The sequence below is a fragment of the Rhodopila sp. genome, assembly GCF_965276935.1.
Lineage (GTDB): Bacteria > Pseudomonadota > Alphaproteobacteria > Acetobacterales > Acetobacteraceae > Rhodopila.
In genome coordinates, this window is record NZ_CBDIBS010000001.1 from 415,908 (window position 1) to 438,671 (window position 22,764).

Here is a 22,764-nt window from a genome sequence, read left to right on the forward strand (position 1 = left end):
TCCTGGTTGTTTCGTAACCGCAAGTGCGCGGTGTGCGTATCCGCGAACTCTGGGCGATATAGGAAGATGCGGTTCACGCTGCCTGGGACAACAGCGCGCGGATCTAAATCGTGGCTGGCATCTTGATCACCCACCTGGATTGTTCACGCCATGGCTGATCAAGATCCAGGAGGAAGAAAAATGGTTGGAAGCAATCGTTTGAAGGACCATTTTATGCTCCGAACTCCGGATTTTCAAAAATGTCCAAGTCCGGGGGAGACATCGTCGGCGCGCCAGCGTTCGATCTGCTGCGAAGCTCTGCCGTGGCTTGATGGGCGAGCCATGGCGTTTGAGGCGGAACAGGGTCTCGCAGACTTCAAGGCATCGGCGACGGCATCTCTGCGACCCGCCATCCCTTCGCTCGGCCAGATCGGCATGCATGCTATATAAATGCTACGATCGTTCGTAGTTTTTGCCATAGATCGGAGACCAAATGGCTAATCCCTGGACGAAGAAGAACCCGTTCCTAAGCATGTTCCTAAGCGGCGCGAACGCCGCCGCGGGAAGAACGCGCGGTCTATGGATGCAACAGGCAAAACGAAACCAGACCACGGCGGTCAAACAGGCTGCGCGCGCCTGGACGCCCACATCCGGTCGCAAACGCAAACGCCGTAAGTAATCATCAGCAATTGATATCTGACCATGCCGATCAAATTGGTCGTCACGAATGGTCAGAAAGATGGATGGTTTCCTGATGCTGACGCTCGTTCTGGCCGGTTCGCGTCGCGTTTGGCGGCAGGCTTTCCGGATCGTTCATAAACCTTGTTGAATTCAGCGATCCTCCGAAAATGCGACATGATCCCCCAGAGGAACTTGCCATGACAGGCGAAGCAACTGCTTCTATCCGCCGCATCAATCCGGCTGAACTTGGCTCTCCTCCAGGCTACTCTCAGGTCGTCGAGGTTCGGGCTGCTCGCATCGTCTTCATTGCAGGACAGACCGCTATTGATCAGGAAGGTAGATTGGTCGGCAAGGATGACTTCGCCGCGCAGGTCGCGCAGGTGTTCCGGAACCTGGAGGCCGCTCTCCGCGCTGCCAGTTGCACAGCGGGTGATCTGGTCAAGCTGACCGTCTTTCTTCGGAACATGGACGATCTCTCCACCTACCGGGAGGCACGCAACCGCTTCTTCGCGACCGCCATGCCTCCAGCCGCGCCCGCCGTAACCCTGGTCGAGGTTTCCAGGCTTTACGGCCCGGACTTTCTTATCGAGATTGAGGGCATCGCGGCAGCCTAGCCGGCACCATGCCGACAGAGGCCACCACCCCTCGGATCTTTCCCACGACATCAAAGGACGCAACGGACATGCCCGGCGCACTCGATCACCTCCTGGTTCTGGACCTGACGAGCCACCTTTCAGGCCCCTATTGCGCCATGCTGCTGGCGGACCACGGCGCCGAGGTCATCAAGATCGAGCCGCCGAAGGGCGACTCCGCCCGCGGCATGCCGCCGTTCGTCAACGGCGAAAGCGCGCCGTTTATGACGTGGAACCGCAACAAGCGTTCCGTCGTAATGGACCTGAAGCAGCCAGACGACCAGGCGGCGCTGCTGGAACTGGCTGACCGGGCGGATATTCTGGTGGAGAACTACCGGCCGGGCGTGCTGGATCGCCTGGGTCTCGGCTGGTCGGTGCTGCACGCGCGCAACAAGCGGCTGATCCTGGCTTCGATCTCCGGCTTCGGTCAGACTGGACCGTATAGTTCGCGCGGCGGTTTCGACCTGATTACCCAAGCGATGTCGGGCCTGATGAGCACCAACGGACCGGCCGACGGCGACCCGTTCCGCCTGCCAATTGCCATCTCCGACGTCACCGCCGGCATGTTCCTGGCCTTCGGCGTCCTGGCGGCAGTGGAGGCTCGGCATCGCACCGGCGAGGGCCAGCGCGTGGAAACGTCTTTGCTTGAAGCCGCCACGTCGCTGGCGGTGTACGAATCCGCCCATTACTTCGCCACCGGCACCCGGCCGGAGCGGATCGGCCAGGCGCATCGTGGCAGTTCGCCCTATCAGTGCTTCCAGACGGCGGATGGCTACATCACCCTGGGCGCCTCGCAGCAGAAATTCTTCGTCGGGCTTTGTGAACTGGTCGGCGCGCCGGAGCTTGTCGCCGATCCACGCTTCGCGACCAACGCCGACCGGGTGGCGCACAACACCGTACTGGTGGAAATCCTGGCGGAGAAACTGCGCACGCGACCCTCCGCCCACTGGCTGGCGGCGCTGGAGGCACTGGGCATCCCCGCCGGCCCGGTGCTGCACTACGATGAGGTCTACACCGACCCGCAGATCCTGGCCCGCGACATGGTGGTGGAGACCAACCATCCCGTCACCGGCGCTTTTCGTACCATGGGCGTGACGGTGAAGCTGTCCGATACCCCAGGCTCGGTCAGGCGCGCGGCGCCGCGGCTGGGGGAGCACACGGCAGAGGTCCTGAACGAACGCAAAGCAGCGGAATAAGGACCACGCGATGTTGCTGTTGATATTTCGCCGTTAAAGCGCAATTGGTTTAGGTTGGCCCATGAATCGCGCTTTAACGCATTGTTTGATCGCGTGATTCACGCCTTCTGACTGAGTCAGCCTCAGGCGATCACGCTCTAGCTCGGCGGGTCCGCCGGACGCGCTATCTGTCCTGCCGTCCGCGGCGTGCCGGTATGCGCGAACTGTTCCGACACCTCGGCCAGGATGATGCCGAGCTTGCTGATCGTGGTGCGGATCATGACCGAGCCGTCATCGAGTTGGTACATCCACTGGTTCATGGTGACGTCGAAGGGTCGCTCGCCGGGGAAACGCGCCAGAACCCACTGCCAATGGAATGCGCGCCCAACCGACTCTCCCTTTGCCGAACCCACCATGTCATTGGCTGTCGCCTCGAACCGGTTGGGGCCGGTGCGCCACAACGTCCAGCGCCGGTCCTGCGGCGAGCTGTTTTCAAATGACAGATGCTGAACCATATGCAGCCGGTCGGGTCCGTCGTCATGTCCCGCGCACTGGGTCATCACCCATCCAGTCGGCGCGCCGGATCGCGATTCGACGACTCCCCAGGATCGAATCTGGCCGTTGAAGAAAATGAGCGGATCAAACGCGGAACTGGTCCCCCCAAGATTGGGCGGCACGGTGCTTCGGTCGCAGCCGGTTGTCAGGAAGACGGCCGCGCAGGCAATCAGCAGGGGAAAACGCACCTGTCGCTCCTTAAGGAAATCCGCTTGCCGGCGTCGCGCCTGCCTGTGGGCGCTGTGTCTTCGATACGAACAATGTGGCTCGCTGGTTCAGTGGCGGCCCGACAATCGCCGCGACCGGCGACAGAAGTATCTACAATGCAGCAGGCGGATGCTTGTCGGCTGCCGGACGATTTTGCGATCCGCAGGCCTTTGCCGGCCAATCTCGCAATGGCAAGTTTATACTTGACACGTTATTGCAAGTTAATTGTTCGCAGTCAACATCTATATGGAACATCGCGAAGCGCACGTCGCGGTTGGCTGATTGCCGTCGTTTACCACTGTCATGCCAGTGGCATCGTCCGCTTTGGCCGACTGTACGATCGTCGCTTGTTCGCCACATGAACCCGAATGTGTTCACCACGGTGGCAACCCATCCGGACAGGAGTGAGCTTCGGAAAGTACGAGCCGGGTGTGCTGAGCGCCATCGCTTGATATAGCGGCGTTGAATCGGCATGGGACCCGGAGGAGGTTTGGACCTTGATTTGCCGATCCGATCGCCCCACGGCGACAATGAGCTGACACTATCCGGCGAAAGCTCTGCCTCGAATGATGGTACTTGTTCGTCATGCCGGCAGAGGTCGGCACAAATGCTTTTCCAACAATGGTATAGGCCATCATTTCGATGTGCCGAATTAACGTTCGACACCCAAGGCGCCGACGGCGATGCCGCGCTGTTCCGCGGCCTAACCTTCATCCATGCTTCGGCCGTCTCGGTTGTGCCGGAACTGATGCTGGACAGCATTATAGCTAGAGCTGTTTCCGATCAGGTCGCTCTATTTTGAACCCGTCATGGCCGGGCTTATATGAGCCCGACCATGATAAACTGGTGCAACGTAATCGGAAACCGCTCTCTAGAGCCTGTTATGGACCTGCGGCGGAGTAATCACCAAGTTTGCAGGCATGAGCACCGTCCGCAAGCCCTACCCGTCTGATGTAACTGATGAAGAATGGGTTTTGGTTGCGCCGTACCTGACCTTGCTGGCGGAGGATGCCGGACAACGGGCCCATCCGCTACGGGAAGTGTTCAACGGCCTGCGATACATCATCAAGACCGGCGCGCAATGGCGCTGGATGCCAAATGACCTGCCGCCCTGGGCAGCGGTCTACCAGCAGGCGCAGCGGTGGTTGGCAGCGGGCTGTTTCGAGGCGCTGGTTGACGATTTGCGGGCGGTGCTCCGCCACGCCTTGGGCCGCTCAGCAGAGCCAAGCGCCGTCATTCTCGACAGCCGTACCCTGCGGTCCTCGCCGGAAAGCGGGCAGCGTGCGGGCTATGACGGTGCCAAGCGCAAAAAGGGCTCGAAGCTGCATCTGGCGGTCGATACGCTGGGCAGTCTGCTGGCACTGCACGTCACTGCGGCTGATGTCGACGAGCGGGTTGAGGTCGGCCGACTGACCCGGACGGTGCAGGCCGTGAGTGACAACAACGTCGAGGTTGCGTTCGCCGATCAGGGCTACAATGGTCCCAACGCCGCCGCGGCCGCCGAAGCCAACGGTATCGAACTGGTTGTGGTCAAGTTGCCGGAAGCCAAAAAGGGTTTTGTCTTGCTACCGCGTCGCTGGGTGGTCGAGCGGTCGTTCGCTTGGATGACCCGCTTTCGGCGCCTGGTCAGGGATTATGAACGATATGCCAGTACTCTGGCAGGATTTCACCTCATTGCATTTGTATGCCTCATGCTCAAACGCGTCGCTTCACTGGCGGTAGGTTCATAACAGCCTCTAGAACCAACAACAGCGGCCTCGGTCATGCGTGGCTGCAGTGCGTTTCGCAGCGAGAGAAGGGTTCTGGACTGCTGACGCATACGGCGGTGGACAGCCTGAGCAGCTTTGGCCACAGTCCCGCCATGCGGATTTTCTACATCATGTGTCTGATCGTCTTATCCAGTTGCTCCGGTGATCCCCGGTCGCTGGGGATTACCGGCCCGGGAACACAGGCCGCAACACCACCGCCGTCATCCACCCTGGAGGACACCACCGGCACCCCCGGCGTGCCGACATCCGGCTCTTTCTATGGGCCGAGCCGAGGGCCGGTGACCGGCGCGAGCGGGTTCTGGGGATATAATTGAGTCGCGGCGTCGCCGTCCGACGCCGCAACCAGTCGGCCTCAGGCCGACATCGCCGCCGGTTCGGTCCGCAGCCGCTTGACCAGCAGCTTGTTCAGCGCGTGGACGTAGGCGCGGGCCGAGGCGACGATCGTGTCAGCGTCCGCTCCCTGCCCATCGACCATCTTGCCGTTCTCCTCCAGCCGGACCGTTGTCTTCGCCTGCGCATCGGTGCCCTCCGTCACCGCGCCGACCGAGAACAGCACAAGGTTCGCGGCATGCGGAAAGATCGACTGGATCGCGTTGAACGTCGCGTCCACCGGCCCATTGCCGGTTGAAGCGGCGGCATGTACCTGCCCGTCCACCTCCAGTTCCAGCTCCGCCCGCGCCGGGCCCTTTGATCCGGCATGCAGGTCGAGCGAGACGAACCTGATCCGCTCGTGGTCGCGCATCACCTCGTCGTCGACCAGGGCGACGATGTCCTCGTCGAACACCACCTTCTTGCGGTCGGCCAGATCCTTGAAGCGGCGGAACGCGTCGTTCAGCTTGTTGTCGCCGATCACGTATCCCAGCGTCTTCAGCTTGTCGCGGAATGCCGCTCGACCTGAGTGCTTGCCCATCACCAGGCTGGATTTCTGCCAGCCGACGCTCTCTGGCAGCATGATCTCGTAGGTGCCGGCATGCTTCAGCACGCCATCCTGGTGGATGCCGGCCTCATGCGCGAAGGCGTTGCGGCCGACGATCGCCTTGTTCGGCTGCACGTCGAACCCGGTGATCGCCGCCAGCATCTTCGACACCCGCAGGATGTTCGGCGTCTTGATGTTGTTCTTGAATGGCACTGCGTCCTGGCGGGTGCGGATCGCCATCACCGCTTCCTCCAGGGACGCGTTGCCGGCGCGCTCGCCGATGCCGTTGATGGTCGCCTCCACCTGCCGCACACCGGCCCGGATCGCGGCGAGGGTGTTGGCGACGGCGAGGCCCAGGTCGTTGTGGTTGTGCGTGGACAGGATGACCTTGTCGGCGCCGGGCACGCGTTCACGCAGCATGGTGTAGATGCGGGTGATGTCTTCCGGCAAGGCGTAGCCGACGGTGTCGGGAATGTTGATGGTGGTGGCACCGGCCTTGATCGCGGCCTCGACACAACGGCAGAGGAAATCGGGCTCGGTGCGGGTGCCGTCCTCGGCCGACCACTCCACGTCATCGGCGTAGTTGCGTGCCAGGGTCACCGAGCTGACCGCCAGCTCCAGCACCTCGTCCGGCTCCATCCGCAGCTTGTATTTCATGTGCAGCGGGCTGGTGGACAGGAAGATATGGATGCGCTTGCGCGGGGCGGCCTTCACCGCGTCGGCGGCGCGCAGGATGTCTTCCCGCCCGGTCCGCGCCAGGCCGCAGATCACCGGGCTGTCGTCGCGCTGGCCAACCGTTTCGGCGATCGCCTTGACGCTTTCGTAGTCACCAGGGGAGGCGATCGGGAATCCGGCCTCCATTACATCGATGCCGAGTTCGGTCAGCGCCTCGGCCATGCGGATCTTCTCGTGCAGGTTCATCGAGAAGCCGGGCGACTGCTCGCCGTCGCGCAGGGTGGTATCGAAGATAATGATGCGGTCGTCGTCCAGCGTGCCGAAGCTGGGATGGGTGATGCTCATGGATTGTGTCCTTGGCGGGATGGGGTGACGCAAGACCAGCCTCAGGGGTTCCCCTGAGCGAGCCGGCGTTCAGCAACCCGGCGCAACGCTCAGGGGCGGCTAAGTCGAAGGAGGAGGCTGGCCAGGCACGCAGGACCGGACGCGGGGGCGTCGACGGTCGGGCTTGCGAAGGACGCACCGTGGCACATCCCTAGCTTCATAGCGGCAAGCGTCGCGATCCGCAACAGCGCGGATGGTTGGTCAGCATGTTGGCGAACAATCTAGCTGGCTGTCCGTGCCGTTGCGGCTCAACGCGAAGTCGTTATTGAACCCGCGTGCCGCAAGCTTCAGCATCCTGCCCGTTTCGGAGCCATAGTAACCGACGGCGGAAGATCGGCGGCGGTCCGATTGGCCATCAATAGCCCGGTCGCTGCTTGATACGTGATAAATCGACCGCGATCACGACGAAGCTGGCGTGACTCTTGCTTTATGGCATTGCAGTTATGCGATTTTGGCTGCATGTCGCGCAGGCAGAACAGGAGCAGGTCATGATCAATTGTCGAATCATGCGTCGTACAGCCGCCCGCGCTATCGCCGGTGTGGCGGTTTCCGCCGCCTTGGGGCTGAACCCACTGGCTCTGAGGCCAGCCCGGGCGGCGGATAAAACCGTGGGTGTCGGGCTGGATCTGTCGCTGACCGGAGCCGATGCGGAAGGGGCGAAGCGGATCGAGAACGGTGCAATGATGGCGTTTGATGAGGCCAACGCCAAGGGCGGCGTGAACGGCTACAAGATCGTCGTCACGCCATACGACGACGGCACCGCGACCGCGGGCCAGTATGACCCTGCTCAGGCGGCGACCAATGCGCGCAAGATGGTGTCCGACAAGGCGATCATGGCCTCGATCGGTCCGCAAATGAGCGGTGCCGGCAAGGCGATGGCGCCGATCCTGAGTCAGGGCGATCTGGCCACGATCACGCCAAGCTCGACCAATCCCGATATCACTGATCCGAAATATGCCGCCCAGTATCGCCCGGACGGCAAGGCGATCTACTTTCGTACTGTTGCCACTGACGCCTATCAAGGTCCCTACATGGCGAATTATTACGCCGATGTGCTGCACGTGAAGACGGTCTATATCCTGGATGACAGCGGGGCTTATGGGGTTGGCCTAGCGGACGCGTTCCAGGCACAGGCGGAAAAGAAGGGCATCAAGATTGTTGGCCGCGACCGGCTGGATCCGAAGGCGGCCGACTACACCGCGGTGCTGACCAAGATCAAGTCGCTCAACCCGGATGCGATCTATTACGGCGGCGTGCTCCAGGCCGGTGTGAAGCTGGCCAAGCAGGCCTATGACATAGTGCCGAAGATGATCAAGGGCGGCGGCGATGGCGTGCAGGGGCCGGAGATGCTGACCGCCGTCGGTTATCCCGCCAACGAAGGCTGGTATGCGACCATCGCATCCCCACACGTCACCGACGATGCCAAGATGGCGGGTTGGGTGAAGTCCTATAAAGCCAAGTTCAACGTTGATCCCGACGATTACGCGGTTACCGCCTACGACGCGGCCGAGGTTATCACCGCCGCCCTGCGGCAGGCCACCGCTGGCGGCAAGGCACCGACCCGCGCCGCCATGCGCGATGCCATCCAGTCGGTCAAAGTCACCACTCTGCAAGGCCCTGTTTCATTCGACGCCAACGGCGACCTGGAGGACAAGACGATCAGCGTCTTCCAGATCAAGCACGACACCAGCTTCCCCAACACCGACATGCGGCAGTTTCATTACATTGGCGTAGCACCCTCGACCTGATAGCAACCGGATGACCACCACCGACCTGCTGCTGCAGCAGACCATCAACGGCCTGAGCCTGGGGGCGATGTATTCGCTCCTGGCGCTGGGCTTTACCCTGGTCTACGGCATCCTGGAGCTGATCAACTTCGCCCACTTCAATGTCTTCATGGTCGGCAGCTTCATCGGCATGTGGACGTTGCAGCTCATGGGCATCGATGGCCAGGCGGTGGTCATGACCGGGCTGCCGCTGATCGGGGTGATGCTGGTGGCGCTGGTTGTCACCATGCTGCTGTCGGGCGGCCTGGGCGTGCTGATCGAGCGGCTGTCGCTGCGGGCCTTGCGCGACGTGAAGGGGCCGGCGGCGATGATCACCACGATCGGCGTGTCCTACATACTGTTCAATATCGTGCTGCTGGCGGTCGGCGCGGATTCAAAGAACTACCCGAACCCGCTGCCGCCGATCCAGTTCGCGATCGGCGGCGCCGTGCTGCGGCTGCGCGAAATCCTGATCTGGGTCATCGCCGTGCTGCTGATGGTTGGGCTGCATTTTTTCGTGCAGCGTTCGAAGATGGGACGGGCGATGCGCGCCACCGCGCAGGACCCCGAAGCGGCCCGCATGATGGGGGTGGAGGTCGATCGGGTCATCATCATCGCGTTCTTCCTCGGCTCCGCCCTGGCCGGCGCCGGCGGCCTGATCTTCGGGCTTTACTACAATTTCACCAGCTTTATCATCGGCTTTACCGCCGGCCTGCGGGCGTTTACCGCAGCCGTCCTGGGCGGTATCGGCAATGTGCCGGGTGCGATGCTGGGCGGCGTGATCATCGGCCTGATCGAGGCGATGGGCGGCCAGTTCATCGCCACCGCCTGGACCGACGTGATCATCTTCTCGATCCTGGTTCTGGTCCTGGTGTTCCGTCCCTCCGGCCTGCTGGGCCGTGTCGCCCCCAACAAATCCTGAGGCAGCCATGGCCACTGAAGCAACCTCGATCTGGGTCAAGCCGTTCGCGGGACTTTCGCTGGCGCGCCGCCAGCAGCTTCTGACCCTGCTGGTCGCCATTGCGGCGATCGCCTTTCCGCTGGTGCACAGCAACGACGCGGATGTCGACGCGGCGGCGAACGCGGCGGCCTATGCCACCCTGGCGCTTGGGCTGAACATCGTCGTCGGCTTCGCCGGCCTGCTCGACCTGGGTTATGCGGCATTCTTCGCCATCGGCGCCTACGCCTACGGCATCCTGACCTCGTTCCAGATCATGCCGGCTTGGTCGCCGTTCTGGCAGCCGTTCGCCTGGCTGGAGCTGGTGCAGCGCCTGCCGCAGCCGGGCGGCGACGTGGTGCATTTCTCCGTGTCGTTTTGGGTCATGCTGCCGGTCTCGGCGCTGATCGCGGCCGGCTTCGGCGTGCTGTTCGGCGCGCCCACCTTGCGGCTGCGCGGCGACTACCTGGCCATTGTCACCCTGGGCTTCGGCGAGATCGTGCCAATCGTCGTCCGCAACGTCTCCTCCGTCACCAACGGTGCCGCCGGCCTGAACGGCATCCAGGCGCCAATGATCTACGGCCACAGTTTCGGCATCGACGCGTGGCCCTACTACTACGTCGCGATCGCCCTGGTGGCGCTGCTGATCTTCGTCAGCATCCGCCTGCGCGACAGCCGCATCGGCCGAGCCTGGATGGCGATCCGCGAGGATGAGACGGCGGCGGCGGCGATGGGGATCGACCGCACCCGCACCAAACTGCTGGCGTTCGCCACCGGCGCCGCCTTCGCCGGCGCCACCGGCACCTTCTACGTCGCCAAGCTGCAGACCGCGACACCGGAGATGTTCGGCTTTCCAGTCTCCGTCATGATCCTGGTGATGGTGGTCCTCGGCGGCATGGGCAGCGTCTGGGGTGTGGTGGTCGGCGCCGTGCTGCTGCAACTGCTGCAATCGTGGTTCCTGGAGGATCTGTCCGGCTGGATCCATGACCTTGGCGCCGCGATCAATGTGAGCTGGATGCAGCAGATCGACCTGACCCAGTCGATCGAGCTGATCTTCGGCCTGATCCTGGTCTTCATGATGTTGTTCCGCCGCGAGGGGCTGATCCCGGCCACCCGCAAGCAGTCGGCGCTGAGCTATGAACAGCAGCACGCCGAGGTCCGCCGCGGCGGCTTCAGCACCCTGAAGGGGCTGGGCAATGTTACGCAGGGCGCGCTGGAGGTAAAAGGTGTCACCGTGCGCTATGGCGGGCTGGTGGCGCTGAACGCGATCGACCTGTCGGTGCCCGCCGGCAGCGTGGTCGCCGTGATCGGCCCGAACGGGTCCGGCAAATCGACGCTGTTCAACGTGATTACCGGGTTGACCCCGGCCAACGGCGGCGCGATCCGCTTCGACGGTGAAGAGCTGCTGGGCCTGCCGCCGCACCAGATCCTGCACCGCGGCGTCGCCCGCACCTTCCAGAACATCCGCCTGTTCACCAATCTTTCGGTGCTGGACAACGTCCTGATCGGCCAGCACACCCGGCTGAAGACCGGCCCGTTCGCCGCCGTGCTGCGTCCGCCATCGACGAAACGGGAGGAACTGGCGGCACGCGAATGGGCGCTGGAGATCATCTCCGTCTTTGGCAATCGGCTGCTGCCGCGGCTGACCCAGACGGTGGCGCATCTGTCCTATGCCAATCGACGACGAGCGGAGATCGCCCGCGCCTTGGCGTCGCGTCCGAAGATCCTGCTGCTGGATGAGCCGACCGCGGGGATGAACCCCGCCGAAACCCTGGAACTCGCCGAACAGATAAAAAGCCTGCATGGGCTTGGCCTGACCATCCTGCTGATCGAGCACAAGCTGGATGTGGTGACGCGGCTGGCCGACAAGGTCGTGGTGCTCGACCACGGCGAGAAGATCGCCGAAGGAACGCCAGACGAGGTGCGCCGGAACGAGGAGGTGCTACGCGCCTACCTTGGCCGCGGCAAGCTCGCTGAAAGTGCGGCCGTCCATGTCTGAGCAGGCACTGCTGCGGTTCCAGGACGTCAATACCTACTACGGCGACCTGCATATGCTGAAGGACGTGAACTATTCGATCGCCCCTGGGGAAATCGTTTCCTTGCTGGGTGGAAACGCCTGCGGCAAATCGACGACGATGAAAACGATCATGGGGATTGTCCGGCCGACCACGGGGTCCGTCCTGTTAGATGGCGTGCCGATCGAGCGGCTGTCTATCGCCGACCGGGTCAAGCGCGGCATCGCCCCGGTGCTGGAGGCACGGCGGCTGTTCCCGCGCATGACGGTCTATGAAAATCTGGAGATGGGCGCTTATACCCGCAAGCGCGGTCCGGAATTCAATGAGGACCTGGAGCGGGTGTATTCGCTGTTTCCCAGGGTGAAGGAGCGGCTGAACCAGATCTCCGGCACGCTGTCCGGTGGCGAGCAGCAGATGGTCGCCATCGGTCGCGCCCTGATGGCTCGGCCGCGGCTAATCTGCATGGACGAGCCGTCGATGGGATTGTCGCCGCTGTTCGTGGAGCAGGTGTTCGAAATCATTCAGGCGATCAACCGCCAGGGCACGACGATCTTCATGGTCGAGCAGAACGCCAACATGGCGTTGTCCATCGCGCATCGGGCTTATGTGCTGCAGACGGGCAGGGTGGTGCTATCGGGGTCGGCGGCGGACTTGCGGCGGAATCCGGCGATCCGGGAGGCGTATCTGGGGGAGTTGCAGGTGGCCTGAGGGGAGATCTTGTCTGGCCTTCTGGTCCACATAAGTGTTTTGCGCGTGGATGCACGCGGCGAACTGATCATCCTGACCTCCTCATAAGGCAAGCAACCCTGGCAGCATGCGTACTGGCAGCCCGATGACCGAGTGACTATGCGGCTTGAAGATCGGACAGTGCCGAGGCAGCGGTTCCACCGGAAAACTACTTCCTGTCACGTAGCCACGCACCACTCAGCCGTCGCATGATTGTCCATCCGCCTGCGGCCATTCAGACTCAAGTTCACTTGCGTAAGTTTGGTATTAGGTAGCATCCGCAACCGGTCAAATCAGCAGGTTATCGGTGTCGTATGTATGGTCCCGGTTGTGGGGGGGCGGGTAGATAGGCAGAGTCCGAGTTATGGACTTTAGCCTCGCTCGGATCATTGAAGCGTTTGAGAGCGGTTTGGCCGAAAGGCGGGTTCGGCTCTTGTCATTCTAATCGGGCTGGCAATCGCTAGCTGGTCGTTTAACATTCTTGTTACAAATTTTGTTGTTCCGACATATGACTTTGCAATTGAATCGTCAGAATATGGCAAGACCTCTGCGGTTAAAGCTTGGATCTTAGGTATCATAAACGACAAGCAATTGTGAGTATACGGTGGGCTATAAGCGTATGGTTCATATCGGCTTTTTACATTAAAATCTTGCAACGGCGTGCATACAGAAGTATAAAAAAGAAGTCTCCAAAAATCCTGAAAAGTATATCGGGCCTACAACTAGCGAGATTAATTGGATTATTGCTGAAAAGCATGATGAAGTCCGCAATCAGAACGCGGGATAAGGTAATTGACCTAATTAGATGTTACTTATTGATGAAAGGTCCTCTAGCCGCACCCCTTCCATCTCCAGCGCCGCCAAGGTAGCCACGAAGAAGCACGCCGCGAACGTTCCGGGCGCCAGCTTGCCCGCGATGGATGTTTCCGTTTCCGCCATGCCCTGCTTGTTCAATTGCTCCGCCAATTCCCTGTAGCCGATTCCAGCCCGCTTTGACTCGGCTTTAAGAAAGCGGCTGGCTTTCGTGCCCCATTCCTTCTCCCCTTGGCAGGCAGCCCACGCGGCCGAAGGCCATGCCAGTGTCGCGCCATGCAGGCCGCGAGAACCACGATCGAGGCGTTGGTGATCATGTCCACCGAACCGGGTGCTGCTGTACAACCCCGCAAGCCATCGCCATGAAGCTCAAGGACGGGCTCTCCCGGGGTCCGCCTCCAGGCGCTTCTCAAAAGTCTGCCTTCAGGTCGCCATGAAGCCAATTTATCACATTGCGGAACGTGACAATCTTTGCAATACGCGGAACGAATGGCAGGGCAGACGGTGGTGTTGCCGAATGAAGCGTCCGCTCAAGCAGTCCCGCCGGGAGAAAACGCCGCTCATGAACTTTATCGTGCCGCCCGCGTGCCTTGGTGGAACTCGGTTTTGTCATACCGCATGGAGTGCGGGACGACAGCCAGCTTGCGGGCGAGCAGGACACGCGCGCACGCCATCTGGATTGCTCTGACGTGAGTTATGTTGAAGATGCGACCAAGCTGGCTGGGGAAACCTCCGCACGCGGGCAACTCGCTCGCAGCGTGCGCGCGTTTTTCGCCGAACGCCTGACCAGGCCATTTTTCATGTCGCCGCGCGACGTCGGACTTTTCTTGCGGAGCGCACGCACGGACAGAGCGATCAACCGCATGCGCCGTCAGCACGGCGCGCGTGCGGCGTTCGAGGCCGCGTACTCCGCGACATCCGATCCATGGGGTTCGGCCTCGCTGCGCTACGGATATCAGCGACGCAAATACGACCACATTGTTGCGCTGCTGCCATCCCGCCAGTTTCGCAAAGCGCTTGATCTCGGCTGTGGCCTGGGCCTGCTTTCGCAACGCTTGACGGCGCGGGCCGACGAGACACTCGGCCTTGATGTCGCGGATGCCGCCATCAAACTCGCCCGCGCTTACGCCAAGGGCGTCGGGCGGCTGACGTTCGCGCAAGGCGATGTGCTGGACCTGCCGCACGAGCTGAACGGACGCTTCGATCTGGTCGTGATCGCCGACACGCTCTATTATCTTTCGCCGCTCAAGAACGAGCTGCTCAAGATGTTAGCCTGTCGTGTCGCGGACCTGCTCGCACCGGGCGGCATCTGCCTTATCGCCGACCACTTCTTCTTTTCCGCCGACATTGACTCGCGTACGTCGCGCCGCATCCACGACGCTTTCTCCTGGTCGCCGCGATTCAGCGTCGTCAGCCATCATCGCAAGCCATTTTTTCTTGTGACCATACTTGAAAAGCGTGGCCTGATCGATGCAATCGTAAATCCATGAGCGGTACCGGACCGAAAGCCGGTCCGCGCCGCTCGCTGATCGTCCGTTCGGCGGTCCTCTTGCTTGGGCTGGCCCTGGTTGTCTGGGTCGCGTCGGCAACCTGGAACGGCTTTTCCGCAGCCCTTCGACAGGCGGATCGCGCGCTCTGGACACTGCCTGTCCTTGTCGCGCTGCACCTCGTCCAGCTCCTGTTCTCAAGTATGGCGTGGCGCATTCTGTTCACCTGGATGGCACGTCCCGGCCTTGCCACCTTCTACCGCCTGCGGCTGATCCGCGAGGGCATCGACTCATTGCTCCCCGTTGCGCAGATCGGCGGAGAAGTGATCGGTGCTCGGTTGCTTGCGGCAACCGGCATTCCGGCGGCCGTCGCCGGGGCAAGCGTCATCGTCGATCTGACTCTTGAGCTCATTGGCCAGCTTATTTTCCTGCTGGCCGGCCTTGCCGCTCTTGCCTGCCTACCCGGACGGACCGGCTGGTTGCTCTGGCTCGAGGTCGTCGCCGGGGCCGGATTGATTGTCACGGCCTTCATGTTCGCGCAGCGTCACGGCGTGCTTACAGTGATTGAAGCCGCGGTTCGCGGTCTGGCCAAACGCTTCCCGGCCCTCCAGAGCACTTCCATCGAGGGTCTGCACACGGCTACAATCAGCTTCTATAATCGTCGCGGACTGCTGCCGCGGTCGGCACTGATTCACGCTTTTTCCTGGTCGCTTGGTAGCGTGGAGACCTGGCTTGTGCTGCAGGCCGCAGGCGCTGCCGTGACGCCACTGCAGGCGTTGGTGGTCGAGAGCCTCGGCATGGCGGCCCGAAGTGCCGGGTTCGCGGTTCCGGCGGCGCTTGGCGTGCAGGAGGGTGGGTTCGTGCTGGCCGCGGCCGCGGTCGGCTTATCGCCCGAACTTGCGCTCGCGCTGTCGCTGATAAAGCGCGTGCGCGAGATTATCGTCGGCCTTGTCGGGCTGGTTCTCTGGCGACGCGCCACTCCGCGTGTTCCCGTCACGCTTCCTGCCGCCTAGGCCAGACCCGGAACGATATCTGGCCTGTGCGATGCCGCGACCATCGCTGCATGGGACAAGCTGCTGGAAGCGCTTGCTGCTTACGCCAACACTGGAATCAAGTCCCTGTTACCGCGCCAAGCAGATCCGCCATTCACGCGCAGAAGCTGGGTGAACGATTACAATTTCTTCAAACTGACTTCTCTCTGACAAAGATGGATCTGCCCTGGCCTGTCATGGACGCGCCGTAAGATCAGGCTCGGACGAAGCGGTCGCCTGTCCGGTGGTCATCTTGCAAGCAAAGGGAATGGATCATGACAGCGCTCCACGATCGACGAATGCTGAAGGCTAGCCTGCTCGCCACGACCATGCTGGTTGCGCCGCAACTGGCGCGTGCCGAGGTCAATACGCTTATCGACGGCAACAACGGCACGCTCCCGCTGCCAACCGGCCAGTTTGTCACCCCGACGGCGCCGCTGACCAATGCGGTTCAGCAGGACCTCAACCCTGGCCTGCCGGCCTACCCGAAATTCGTCGCCGGCGAGGCGGTGCGGTCGCAGCTCAGCCCGGACGGCACCACGCTGGCGATCATCTGCGCCGGCCAGAACACGTTGTACGACACGACGGGAAAGCTCGATACGGCGAATTCGACGCAGTACATTTTTCTCTACGACGTCGCGGGCGGCAACAAGACCTCGCCTGCGCTGATGCAGGTAATCAAGCAAACGAACGCTCATGTCGGCCTCGTCTGGTCGCCGGATGGCAGCACGCTTTATGGCACGGGCGGCAATGATGATGCTGTCTATGCCTATACCAAGACCAACGGCACCTGGTCGCAGTCGGCGAAGATCCCCCTGGGCCATATTCCAGGCGGTGCGACCGCTACCAACTTGACCGCTGGCGTCGGCGTCGGCCTTGGCGTTGAACCCAACGCCAGCGGCCTGGGCATCTCCGCCGAGGGCAAGACGCTGGTCGTCGCCAACAACTTCAACGACTCGATCAGCGTGATCGACACGGCGACCAACACGGTCCGCTACGAGCACGATCTGCGGCCTTATTCCGCCAGCAACGAGGGCACCAGCGGCGTCGCCGGCGGTGAATATCCGCTCGCGGTCGTCATCAAGGGCACCACCGCCTATGTCTCATCCAACCGCGACCGTGAGGTTGTGGCCGTTGATATTTCCTCGCCGACCGCCGCTCGCCTGATCACCCGCATCAAGCTTGACGGCAACGCCAACGGGATGACACTCAACGCGGCGCAGACGACGCTGTATGTCGCGCAGGACAACGCCGACGAGGTCGCGGTGATCGACACAACGAGCAACAAGGTCGCCGGCGAGATTGATACGCGCGCCCCGGCCGGAATGCTGACCGGCCCGCATTACACCGGCGCGTCACCGTTCGCCGTGACGATCTCCCCCGATGGGAAGACGCTGTACGCGGTCAACGACGGCTCGAACTGCATCGCCGTGATCCCGCTGACCGGGTCGGGCGCCAACACGGTCACCGGCCTGATCCCGACCGCCTATGCACCGAAGGACATCACCTTCAGCGCCGACGGAACGTGGATGTACATCATCAACGGCAAGAGCGACACTGGCCCAAATCCCGGCCATCTGACGGGCAGCACCGCTCTCATCACCAACATCACCTATCCCGGCGGCAATGCCGCGGCGGCCGCCGCGGCAAGCGCGTCGAACCAGTACCAGTTCCAGTTGGAACACGCGACGCTGGTCAGTGCCCAGGTTCCGGGCAGCCCTGATCTGTCGGACCTGACAACACAGGTGGCCAAGAACAACCTCTATAGTGTCCCGGCCAACACCGGCGATGCGGCGGTGATGAACTTCCTGCACGGGAAGATCCAGCACATCATCTACATCGTGAAGGAGAACCGTACATTCGACCAGATTCTTGGGGATCTCAATAACGGCGCGAACGGCGACCCGTCGCTGACGCAGTTCGGCAGGCGCATCACGCCGAACTTCCATCGTCTGGCGACCGACTTCGTCACACTGGACAATTTCATGGACCCTAGCGACGGCAGCATGGACGGCTGGTCCTGGACGATGCGCGGTCGTGTCACGACCACGGAGGAAATCACGCAGCAGATCAACTATGCTGGCGTCGACCGCGGACTGTCGTACGAAGGCGAGGGCTCCAACCGCAACGTGCCGGTCGGTCTGGCGACGGCCGCCGCCCGTGACGCAGCGACGAAGGGAGCTTTCACCGGCGGTGCGGCTAATCTGCCCGGAGGCGCCCCCAACCTGCTTCCCGGCTCCGCCGACGTCGCGGGCACCGACGCGCCGTTCGGCACGCAGGAAGGCTATATCTTCGACTCCGTGTTGAACGCTGGCCTGACGGTACGGAACTACGGCTGGCAGGTGAACAACATCGGTCCCACCACATCCAGCAACGGCAATCCGATCACGAATGCGGGCGACGCCGGCGTCGTCCAGGCTGCCGAAGTCAATTCGATGCTGGTGCCCCTCACCGACGTCTACTTCCGCGGCTTTGACCAGACCTACTCCGACCAATGGGACGTCAATGAGTGGAACCGCGAGTTCATGCAGTATATTGCGAACAAAAATCTGCCGAGCCTTGAAACGGTCCGGTTAAGTCATGATCATATGGGCAGCTTTACCACGGCGCTCGCCGGGGTGAACACGCCCGACACCGAGCAAGCCGACAATGACCTCGCGGTTGGGCGTCTCGTCGCGGCCGTGGCACATAGCCCGTATGCCAATAACACCCTGATTATCGTGACCGAGGATGACTCCCAGGACGGTCCCGACCACGTCGACTCACACCGCGCCCCGATCTATGTGGTTGGTGCGTATGTGAAGAAGCACGCGGTGATCAACACACGCTACAACCAGGTGAGCGTGCTGAGCACGATCGAGGACATTCTTGGCGCGCCGCACATCAACCTGAACACCGCCTACCAGCCGCCGATGGCTGATCTGTTCGACGTCACCTCGAACGGCAACTGGACGTACAACGCCGTCGCCTCGACGATCCTAAGGACGACGTCGCTTGCGCTGGCCGACACCGGCGTCAAGTTCGCGGAGGGTCCAGATATCCTGCCGCGGCACGATGCGGCATATTGGGCCAAGGCGACGCGCGGTTTCGACTTCTCGGGTGAGGATCGCGTGCCGTTCGACCTGATGAACCAGGTTTTGTGGGATGGCACGATGGGGGGCAAACCCTACCCGACGCATCGTTCAGGCGTGAAGTTGGGCAGCGTGCGTACGACTGAGAACTAAAGCGACTGAACGAGGGCGGGGCATTTCGACGCCCCGCCCTGCTTCTGTCCGGTCAGGAATGCCTCAACTCCTAATGCCGCTATAGCCCCTCGGGCCTGACCTGCGTCCAACGTTGCTTGTCGAATTTGCCAGCAAACAGACCACCGCCGAACTTCAGCCGGTCGTCGATGCGGGGGTGGTTCTTAAAACCCCGCGGGCTGCGAGGCCTGGCCAATCACCGCGCCCACCAGTGCCCGCTGCACAACCCTACTTCACCGTCGTGACCCGCAGTGCGTTGGTGGTGCCGACCTGACCAAAGGGCACGCCGGCGGTGACGACGATTTCCTCGCCGCGCGCCGCGAAGCCCTCGGTCAGCGCGACACGTGCGGCGCGGTTCACCGCCTCGGTCATGGAATGCGCCTCGGGCGTGACCATGGCGTGCACCCCCCAGACCACGGCCATCCGGCGCGCCGTATCCTGCTGCTGCGTCAGCCCGATCACCGGTGCGGCCGGTCGCTCACGCGCCACCCGCAGCGCCGTGCTGCCGGAGGTGGTGAAGGCCACGATCGCCTTGGCGCCAATGGTCGCGCTGACCTGCGCGGAGGCCGCGGCGATCGCCGCCGCCGCGTGCTTTTCCGGCGCGTGGCGGGAAGCATCGATCAGCGCCCGCCATTCGGCGTCCTGCTCCACCCGGGCGACGATGCGGTCCATCATGTTCACCGCCTCGTACGGGTATTGCCCGGCCGCCGTCTCGCCGGACAGCATCACGGCGTCGGCGCCATCGAACACAGCGGTGGCGACGTCCGATGCCTCGGCCCGGGTCGGCGCAGGGGCGGTGATCATGCTCTCCAGCATCTGCGTCGCCACCACCACCGGCTTGCCCAGTTGGCGTGACAGGCGGACGATGCGCTTCTGCGCCAGCGGTACCTCCTCGGGCGGCAGTTCGACACCCAGGTCGCCGCGCGCGACCATCACCGCGTCGGTCAGCGCCAGGATTGCCTCCAGGTTGTCCAGCGCCTGCGGCTTTTCCAGCTTCACCATGATCCAGGCGCGGCCGGCCACCAGCGCCTGCGCCTCCGCCACGTCCTCCGGCCGCTGCACGAACGACAGTCCGATGTAGTTGGCGCCGTGGCTGACGGCGAACTCCAGGTCGGCCCGGTCCTTCACCGTCAGGGCGGGGATCGGCAGCACCACGTCGGGAACGTTGACGCCCTTGCGGTCGGACAGCGGGCCACCGACGACAACCTCGGTTTCCAGTGCGTCGCCGCGCTTGTGCAGCACCCGCAGGCGCAGCTTGCCATCGTCCAGCAGCAGCGAGCAGCCGATCGAGGCGGCCTCGATGATCTCCGGATGCGGCAGGTTGACCCGCTGGGCATTGCCAGGGGTGGCGTTCAGGTCCAGGCGAAACCCGTGGCCGGCCTGCAGATGGACCCGGCTGCCGGAGAAGCGCCCGACCCGCAGCTTGGGCCCCTGCACATCGGCCAGGATGCCGATCGGGCGGTCGAATTTCGCCTCCAGATCGCGGATCATGGCGAAGCGGGCAGCGTGGTCGGCGTGGTCGCCGTGCGAGAAGTTCAGGCGGAACACATCGGCACCGGCCTGGAACAGCCGGCTCATGACGTCGGGGGTGGAACTGGAGGGACCAAGTGTCGCGATGATCTTGGTGCGTCGGCGTCGGCGGAGTTTTGGGCGGACAGCCATGCGGGGATCCTTTAGGTAATCAGGATAGCTCTGATATCGTTAACGTTCGTCAGCGTCGGTCCGGTCACGATCAGGTCGCCAAGGGCGCCAAAGAAGCCGTGGCTGTCATGGCCGGCCAGACTGTCGCGCGCGTTCAGCCCCATCGCGCGGGCGCGCATCAGGCTGTCGGGCGCCAACAGAGCGCCGGCGATCTGGTCCATGCCGTCGATCCCGTCGGTATCGCCGGCGGTGGCCCAGATGCCGGCGGCGCCGTCCAGCGCAATGGCGAGACCAAGCAGAAAGGTGGTGTTGCGGCCGCCCTGACCAGCGGGATCGCCGGTCAGCGTCACGGTGGTCTCGCCGCCCGACAGCAGGACCGCGGGTGGACGCATTGGCTGACCGTGCGCGCGGACCGAGCGGGCGATGCCGGCCATCAGGGTGCCGACCTGGCTGGCCTCGCCTTCCAGCGCATCGCCCAGGATCAGCGGCGTCAATCCCAGCAGGCGGGCGGTGGCGGCCATCGCGTCCAGCGCCATCATCGGCGTGGCGATCATGCGAAAGTCCACATTCGTCAGGCTGCCGGGTTTCGGCGTCTCGTCTTCGTCCTGTGCCAGCCGACCGGCGACGGCGTGAGAGGGGATGATGCCGTAGCGGGCGATCAGCGCGCGGGCGTCGGCGAAGGTGGTGGCGTCCGGCACGGTGGGGCCGGAGCCGATGACGGCGGGGTCGTCGCCGGGAACGTCGCTGATCGCCAGGGTCACCACCTGGGCGGGCGCGGCGGCGGCGGCCAGGCGGCCGCCCTTGATAGCCGACAGGTGTTTGCGGACCGCGTTCATCTCGGTGATGTTGGCGCCACAGGCCAGCAGCGCACGGTTGATCGCCTGCTTGTCGGCCAGCGTCAGGCCCGGTGTCGGGGCCGCGAGCAACGACGATGCGCCGCCGGACATCAGCGCGATGACCAGATCGTCCTTGGTCAGACCCTGGACGCGTTCCAGCAGGCGCCGCGCGCCGCGGTGGCTGTTGTCATCGGGAACCGGATGGCAGGCTTCGATGACCTCGATCCGGCGCGTCGGCACGGCGTGGCCATAGGGGGTGACGACGGTGCCCCGCAGCGCGACATCGGGCCACGCATCCTCCAGCGCCGCGGCCATGAGGGCGGCCGATTTGCCACCGCCCACGACGATGCAGCGGCCGGACCGCGGCTTTGGCGGCAGATGCCGAGCCAGGACCGTGCGCGGGTCGGCGGCGGCGACGGCGGTGTCGAACAGGGCGCGCAAGGCGGCGCGGGCGGTCGCGTCAGTCCAGGCTTGATCCGGAGGCCAAGGCTGATCCCGGAGCCCGGGTTGATCCTGCTGCATCGACGATTTCCTCATTTTTCAGCATGCGGAGTATGGCGAAGCGGGCATGTCCACGCCATCTCTGAGCGAACGATCTGGAGGTAGGCATGTCCGCACCCGACTTCGACACGGCGACTCGCACTGAACTGGAAGCCGCGGCGTTCCGCCGGCTGGTGGAGCACCTGCGGGAACGCACCGATGTGCAGAATATCGACCTGATGAACCTGGCTGGCTTCTGTCGGAACTGCCTAAGCCGGTGGTACCGGGAAGCGGCGGAAGAGAAGGGGCTTGGACTGCCCGATCCGGATGCGCGGGAAATTGTCTACGGCATGCCGTATAAGGAATGGCAGGCGAAGTATCAAGCTCAAGGAACGGCGGACCAGAACGCGGCGCGCGCCAAGATGGAAACCCACCATTAGGCGACCGGTATGGACGCATAACGCGTCAGCGTGGGGATTGGCGGGCTTGTCCTGATAGTTTTTCGTGCGGATGCCGTTCGCCTCAAGCCCGTGCCATGCTGAGCGGGCGGTAACCGCCTTATGCTGTTCGATAGTTTTGCGGAACGGCCTGCTGGTCGTCGCCCAATCCACCACATCGACTTTCCAGGGCAGATCGGACTTCGACAAATCATCCGCCAGCGCTGTGCCCACCCATAATGGCACCGGCCCGTCGGTTATGACAGCCAGACCAAGCGCGGAGCACTGATCTCGAAATTCTGAATCACGCCGGTGATCAGGGTGTTACGCTGTTTCTCGCTCTGCTGCCCGAACCAGACGTTATCGGCTACCACCTGAAA

The 22,764-nt window shown here is 62.9% G+C and carries 17 protein-coding genes; 12 read left to right on the top strand and 5 right to left on the bottom strand.

The genetic code is table 11. The annotated features are described in order from the left end of the window. Positions 1–857: 857 nt before the first annotated feature. Positions 858–1,274: a RidA family protein gene (locus ACQY4S_RS01910; protein ID WP_428483486.1), complete on the top strand. Its 417-nt coding sequence runs from the start codon at positions 858–860 to the stop codon at positions 1,272–1,274. 68 nt (positions 1,275–1,342) lie between these two features. Further along, a complete protein-coding gene (locus tag ACQY4S_RS01915) occupies positions 1,343–2,488 on the top strand; it encodes a CaiB/BaiF CoA transferase family protein (RefSeq protein WP_428483487.1) in 1,146 nt (381 codons plus the stop codon). A 137-nt stretch (positions 2,489–2,625) separates the two neighbouring features. Here the strand turns inward: ACQY4S_RS01915 and ACQY4S_RS01920 are convergent, their stop codons facing one another. After that, positions 2,626–3,210 carry a DUF3833 family protein gene (locus tag ACQY4S_RS01920; protein ID WP_428483488.1) on the bottom strand — a complete coding sequence of 195 codons (585 nt, stop codon included), beginning with the start codon at positions 3,208–3,210 and terminating at the stop codon, positions 2,626–2,628. Positions 3,211–4,149: 939 nt separating this feature from the next. Between ACQY4S_RS01920 and ACQY4S_RS01925 the strand changes: the two genes are divergently transcribed. Further along, a complete protein-coding gene (locus ACQY4S_RS01925; RefSeq protein WP_428483489.1) occupies positions 4,150–4,959 on the top strand; it encodes an IS5 family transposase in 810 nt (269 codons plus the stop codon). A gap of 95 nt (positions 4,960–5,054) precedes the next feature. Continuing rightward, positions 5,055–5,312 carry a hypothetical protein gene (locus ACQY4S_RS01930; protein WP_428483490.1) on the top strand — a complete coding sequence of 86 codons (258 nt, stop codon included), beginning with the start codon at positions 5,055–5,057 and terminating at the stop codon, positions 5,310–5,312. A 38-nt stretch (positions 5,313–5,350) separates the two neighbouring features. Here ACQY4S_RS01930 and ACQY4S_RS01935 read toward each other — a convergent pair whose 3' ends face one another. Then, positions 5,351–6,934, bottom strand: coding sequence for a 2-isopropylmalate synthase (locus tag ACQY4S_RS01935; RefSeq protein WP_428483491.1), 1,584 nt, complete (start codon positions 6,932–6,934; stop codon positions 5,351–5,353). Positions 6,935–7,461: 527 nt separating this feature from the next. On the opposite strand from ACQY4S_RS01935, the gene ACQY4S_RS01940 reads away from it, so the two are divergent. From ACQY4S_RS01940 to ACQY4S_RS01955, 4 genes are read left to right on the top strand one after another with little or no spacing between them, the layout of a single operon-like run. Continuing rightward, positions 7,462–8,721 carry a branched-chain amino acid ABC transporter substrate-binding protein gene (locus tag ACQY4S_RS01940; RefSeq protein ID WP_428483492.1) on the top strand — a complete coding sequence of 420 codons (1,260 nt, stop codon included), beginning with the start codon at positions 7,462–7,464 and terminating at the stop codon, positions 8,719–8,721. 10 nt (positions 8,722–8,731) lie between these two features. Continuing rightward, positions 8,732–9,661 carry a branched-chain amino acid ABC transporter permease gene (locus ACQY4S_RS01945; protein WP_428483493.1) on the top strand — a complete coding sequence of 310 codons (930 nt, stop codon included), beginning with the start codon at positions 8,732–8,734 and terminating at the stop codon, positions 9,659–9,661. A 7-nt stretch (positions 9,662–9,668) separates the two neighbouring features. Then, on the top strand, positions 9,669–11,675 hold the full coding sequence (locus ACQY4S_RS01950; protein ID WP_428483494.1) for an ABC transporter permease subunit: 2,007 nt from the start codon (positions 9,669–9,671) through the stop codon (positions 11,673–11,675). Then, on the top strand, positions 11,668–12,399 hold the full coding sequence (locus ACQY4S_RS01955) for an ABC transporter ATP-binding protein (RefSeq protein WP_428483495.1): 732 nt from the start codon (positions 11,668–11,670) through the stop codon (positions 12,397–12,399). The genes ACQY4S_RS01950 and ACQY4S_RS01955 overlap by 8 nt, the downstream gene beginning before the upstream one ends. A gap of 819 nt (positions 12,400–13,218) precedes the next feature. Here ACQY4S_RS01955 and ACQY4S_RS01960 read toward each other — a convergent pair. Beyond that, positions 13,219–13,575, bottom strand: a complete 357-nt coding sequence (locus ACQY4S_RS01960; RefSeq protein ID WP_428483496.1) for a DUF6471 domain-containing protein — start codon at positions 13,573–13,575, stop codon at positions 13,219–13,221. A gap of 344 nt (positions 13,576–13,919) precedes the next feature. Here ACQY4S_RS01960 and ACQY4S_RS01965 point away from each other — a divergent pair, with 344 nt between their 5' ends. The 3 genes from ACQY4S_RS01965 to ACQY4S_RS01975 all read left to right on the top strand — a co-directional run bounded on the left by ACQY4S_RS01965 (position 13,920) and on the right by ACQY4S_RS01975 (position 18,972). Continuing rightward, positions 13,920–14,720, top strand: a complete 801-nt coding sequence (locus tag ACQY4S_RS01965) for a class I SAM-dependent methyltransferase (RefSeq protein WP_428483497.1) — start codon at positions 13,920–13,922, stop codon at positions 14,718–14,720. A gap of 59 nt (positions 14,721–14,779) precedes the next feature. Next, complete coding sequence (locus tag ACQY4S_RS01970) at positions 14,780–15,730, top strand: lysylphosphatidylglycerol synthase domain-containing protein (RefSeq protein ID WP_428483498.1); 951 nt, start codon at positions 14,780–14,782, stop codon at positions 15,728–15,730. 293 nt (positions 15,731–16,023) lie between these two features. After that, positions 16,024–18,972, top strand: coding sequence for a beta-propeller fold lactonase family protein (locus ACQY4S_RS01975; RefSeq protein WP_428483499.1), 2,949 nt, complete (start codon positions 16,024–16,026; stop codon positions 18,970–18,972). Positions 18,973–19,218: 246 nt separating this feature from the next. Here ACQY4S_RS01975 and pyk read toward each other — a convergent pair whose 3' ends face one another. Together pyk and ACQY4S_RS01985 are read right to left on the bottom strand one after the other, a co-directional pair. Next, a complete protein-coding gene (gene pyk, locus ACQY4S_RS01980) occupies positions 19,219–20,652 on the bottom strand; it encodes a pyruvate kinase (protein ID WP_428483500.1) in 1,434 nt (477 codons plus the stop codon). Between the two features lie 11 nt (positions 20,653–20,663). Further along, entirely contained in the window at positions 20,664–21,989 is a 1,326-nt protein-coding gene (locus tag ACQY4S_RS01985; protein WP_428483501.1) for a glycerate kinase type-2 family protein, read from the bottom strand. Positions 21,990–22,075: 86 nt separating this feature from the next. Between ACQY4S_RS01985 and ACQY4S_RS01990 the strand changes: the two genes are divergently transcribed. Beyond that, a complete protein-coding gene (locus ACQY4S_RS01990) occupies positions 22,076–22,387 on the top strand; it encodes a DUF1244 domain-containing protein (protein ID WP_428483502.1) in 312 nt (103 codons plus the stop codon). Positions 22,388–22,764 lie beyond the last annotated feature (377 nt).

What these genes read in the sequence shown, in the direction of transcription:
- ACQY4S_RS01990 (WP_428483502.1), top strand. Translation starts at nt 22,076, where the DNA reads ATGTCCGCACCCGACTTCGACACGGCGACTCGCACTGAACTGGAAGCC.
- ACQY4S_RS01910 (WP_428483486.1), top strand. Translation starts at nt 858, where the DNA reads ATGACAGGCGAAGCAACTGCTTCTATCCGCCGCATCAATCCGGCTGAA.
- ACQY4S_RS01950 (WP_428483494.1), top strand. Translation starts at nt 9,669, where the DNA reads ATGGCCACTGAAGCAACCTCGATCTGGGTCAAGCCGTTCGCGGGACTT.
- ACQY4S_RS01935 (WP_428483491.1), bottom strand. Translation starts at nt 6,934, where the DNA reads ATGAGCATCACCCATCCCAGCTTCGGCACGCTGGACGACGACCGCATC.
- pyk (WP_428483500.1), bottom strand. Translation starts at nt 20,652, where the DNA reads ATGGCTGTCCGCCCAAAACTCCGCCGACGCCGACGCACCAAGATCATC.
- ACQY4S_RS01925 (WP_428483489.1), top strand. Translation starts at nt 4,150, where the DNA reads ATGAGCACCGTCCGCAAGCCCTACCCGTCTGATGTAACTGATGAAGAA.
- ACQY4S_RS01955 (WP_428483495.1), top strand. Translation starts at nt 11,668, where the DNA reads ATGTCTGAGCAGGCACTGCTGCGGTTCCAGGACGTCAATACCTACTAC.
- ACQY4S_RS01975 (WP_428483499.1), top strand. Translation starts at nt 16,024, where the DNA reads ATGACAGCGCTCCACGATCGACGAATGCTGAAGGCTAGCCTGCTCGCC.
- ACQY4S_RS01915 (WP_428483487.1), top strand. Translation starts at nt 1,343, where the DNA reads ATGCCCGGCGCACTCGATCACCTCCTGGTTCTGGACCTGACGAGCCAC.
- ACQY4S_RS01945 (WP_428483493.1), top strand. Translation starts at nt 8,732, where the DNA reads ATGACCACCACCGACCTGCTGCTGCAGCAGACCATCAACGGCCTGAGC.
- ACQY4S_RS01940 (WP_428483492.1), top strand. Translation starts at nt 7,462, where the DNA reads ATGATCAATTGTCGAATCATGCGTCGTACAGCCGCCCGCGCTATCGCC.
- ACQY4S_RS01985 (WP_428483501.1), bottom strand. Translation starts at nt 21,989, where the DNA reads ATGCAGCAGGATCAACCCGGGCTCCGGGATCAGCCTTGGCCTCCGGAT.